Source organism: Methylotenera sp., from assembly GCF_029945705.1.
Classification (GTDB): Bacteria; Pseudomonadota; Gammaproteobacteria; order Burkholderiales; family Methylophilaceae; genus Methylotenera.
Window position 1 is genome coordinate 1 of record NZ_JAQSDC010000033.1, and the last position, 3,119, is coordinate 3,119.

Annotated in this window: 2 protein-coding genes; one reads left to right on the top strand and one right to left on the bottom strand. The window is 42.5% G+C overall.

The features are described from left to right. Positions 1–2,035, top strand: a 2,035-nt coding sequence (locus PSU78_RS06390) for an AAA family ATPase (protein ID WP_300385926.1), incomplete at its 5' end; no start/stop codon positions are given. 140 nt (positions 2,036–2,175) lie between these two features. Here PSU78_RS06390 and PSU78_RS06395 read toward each other — a convergent pair. Continuing rightward, positions 2,176–3,036 (bottom strand): hypothetical protein, encoded by an 861-nt coding sequence (locus PSU78_RS06395; protein ID WP_300385929.1) that lies wholly within the window; start codon positions 3,034–3,036, stop codon positions 2,176–2,178. Positions 3,037–3,119: the final 83 nt, after the last annotated feature.

Consider the following 3,119-nt stretch of genomic DNA (forward strand, 5'->3'; position numbering starts at 1 on the left):
TCTTTTCGTCATTTTATACGATAAAAAGTGTCCACTTTTTTCAACAGGGGTCAATTCATCACTGTACAAGTTTGTGGACATAGATCCAGTTGAAATTAAAAATCAAAGTAATGCTAAAGCTAGCAATGATTTGTTATGGAAGATGCTAGCGCAGCGGTTGAAAGAACTAGAAACTCAGTCTAAATTACCAGATCGCTCAATACTTGCGAAGAACTTAAGGTTACTTGGTAAGCGCATTGGCCTTAACCAAGTCGATATGGAAGTGATCCGTTATTTGTCAGTATTAGCCGCTAATATCACCTTCAGGGAGGCTGTACAAACTTTTGAATTGTCATGTGGAACAGAGCAACTCAATGATGTTTTGAGCATCATGCTTGATGCCCCTAGAACTAAAATTGCAAAAGCACTTACAGCCAGTGGTTTATTGCGTACTAGCGGCTTAGTAAAGTTTGTTGCTGGTATTGAAAGCCTTGATGATAAGCTCCGTCTCCCCACTGGTTTTGTTGATGTCTTACTTACCCGCCATATCAATGTTGAAGCGATGCTTTCCTGCTTTTTTCAACAAGCACAACCCGCAAGTTTAACTTCCAATGACTTCCCGCATTTACATAAGGAATTTGAATTATTAGTCCCCTTGCTGCGTAATGCCCTGAAAAAACGTGTAGTAGGCGTGAATATTCTTATTTATGGTTTTCCTGGTGTTGGCAAAACGCAGTTTGCGCGTCTATTGTCTCAGTTAGCGGGTGCCAGTTTATTTGAAGTCAATTGTGTGGGTGAGGAGGGTGATGCGCTAAAGGGGAGTGAACGTTTTTCAGCGTATCAGCTTTGCCAAAGTATATTGACTGATAGTCGCGATGCTATGGTGATTTTTGATGAAATAGAGGATGTGTTTCCGAGAAGCTTGGGCTCGTACTTTATGGAGTTAAATGGGAATAGCAAGCAGCAAGCCGTGAACGGTAAAGCTTGGATCAATCACGTGCTTGAAAGTAATCCAGTACCAGCCATTTGGATCGGTAATGATGTGAGTAGTGTGGATGTTGCTTATTTGCGCAGGTTCTCATTTGCTTTAGATTTTCCACGGCCTGTGCGTGCGGTGCGCCGCGAAATTATTGGACAACATTTTGAAGCTTCACTGGTATCCACTGGTTGGTTAGATCAGCTGGCCGAGAGTGCACAACTCACGCCAGGACAAATTGAGATGACTGCACGCATTGTTAAAATGCGTGAACCTACTAGCAGTCATGAAGCTGAACATATGGCTGAAGCGATCCTGAATGGCAGTATGCAGGTTATTCATGGCAGTGTATTACCACGCGTTAGGCCTAGTACATTTCCGTACAGGCTTGATTGTGTCAGTGCGCAGCCTGAACCTGCACAAATTGTGGCTGGTTTGCAACATCATCGCCATGCAACGCTGTGTTTTTATGGTCCACCTGGCACTGGTAAAACCGCGCTAGCACGTCATATTGCCGAGCAACTTGATCAGCCACTGTTAATTAAACGCGCATCTGATTTGATGTCGAAATGGGTTGGTGATGCTGAGAAAAATATAGCCAACATGTTTATCGAAGCTGAGCGTGAAAATGCGGTACTTTTACTGGATGAAGCTGACAGCTTTCTCTCTGACCGTAGGGATGCAGCACATCGCTGGGAATTGACGGAAACCAATGAGCTGTTAACACGGATGGAGGAATTTGATGGTATTTTCATATGCACAACCAATCTCTTAGAAAGGCTAGATCCTGCTGCGTTACGACGCTTTTCTTTCAAAGTGAGCTTTGATTATGCCAATCAACAGCAACGCCAAACATTATTTGCTGATCTGCTTGCTGGTTTTGGGGTTGATAATGTTGAGTCAAGTAAACTCATTCAGCTTGAACAAATGAACCGTTTGACACCTGGTGATTTTGCCACTGTGGCTAGACAATACCAAGCCAGTGTTGATCAACCAGATGCGCATATACTGTTAACAGCACTCGAAACAGAGTGTAGTTTGAAAGGAAATGCGCAAGCAAGAATCGGTTTTATGGTTTGATGGAAACTTGGTAAAAAATCAATTTACCATGTTAAAACCGAATTAAGTTTAAATGCCAAGCTGATTGTATGTTTTCAAGGGCAAGCAAATCAGCAGTTTTCTAACATAGTGTTAGAAATTTCTTTGTTTTAACAGATATGTTAATTTTGTATTGCGTCACAATCACCTGACGGGTGAACTCCTGATACCACTGGCATTTCACACAACTCAAAAATACGGTTGCGATAGGCTGTTTCCAAGCATGCTGCGTCTGTGCAAATGTTTTTTGTTTTGCCCCATGCTAATTGGCTGCCTTTAAAGGTAAGCTTATCCACGCCATAAATCGAGTTGTTCATCCGATCCTTGTATGTCGCAGCGAGAAGACCATCAAGTTGGCTAAGAGTATTGGTGGTGCACGTTAGCTTCTCCGCTGTCGTCGATGCCTTATTGCAATCAAAACTTACCTTATACTTACCTAGAGTTTCTGCTTCAGTTGATTGTCCTGTAGGTAGCTGAACTGAATTTGTAGCAGCAGGTTGTTTTAGCCGACTTTCTGGAGTTACTTGAGTCTGTAATCCCGCAGTAGTCTGAGTGGCCACTGTTTGTGGAGCTGGTAATGATATAGGCGCTGCGGCTACGTCTTCTGATACTTCAAAAGTCAGCATAAACTGACCGTCAGTTCGATCTTCCAATTTAAACTTCACACCAGATTTCTCAGTATTGTTCATTACTATCGTGCCAAAACATACGCGCGTCTTGTTGCTTGGTTCAAAGGCAATCTCTCGAATCGATGTAACTTCAATCGCACTGAGATTAGCTGTTCGCGCAAACTGAGCGTTATCAAATGCATTTTTAAGGCTGTCTTTTGCATTACTACTGTCACATTTTGGCACGCTACCCTGTACTATTCTTTCTTGTTTTTCTTTAGCTGCTATCACATCCTCTTCAGCTTGTTTAGCTTGCTCTTGCTCACGAAGTGCCGCCTCTGCAGCTTTCTGTTCGGGAGATTTGAATGCATTCATAATTGCTCCTATAACCAGTAAAGCAACAATAGGGCACCTCTAAAAATACGATTTAATCGCACCATGTTAGATAGTGATGCAAT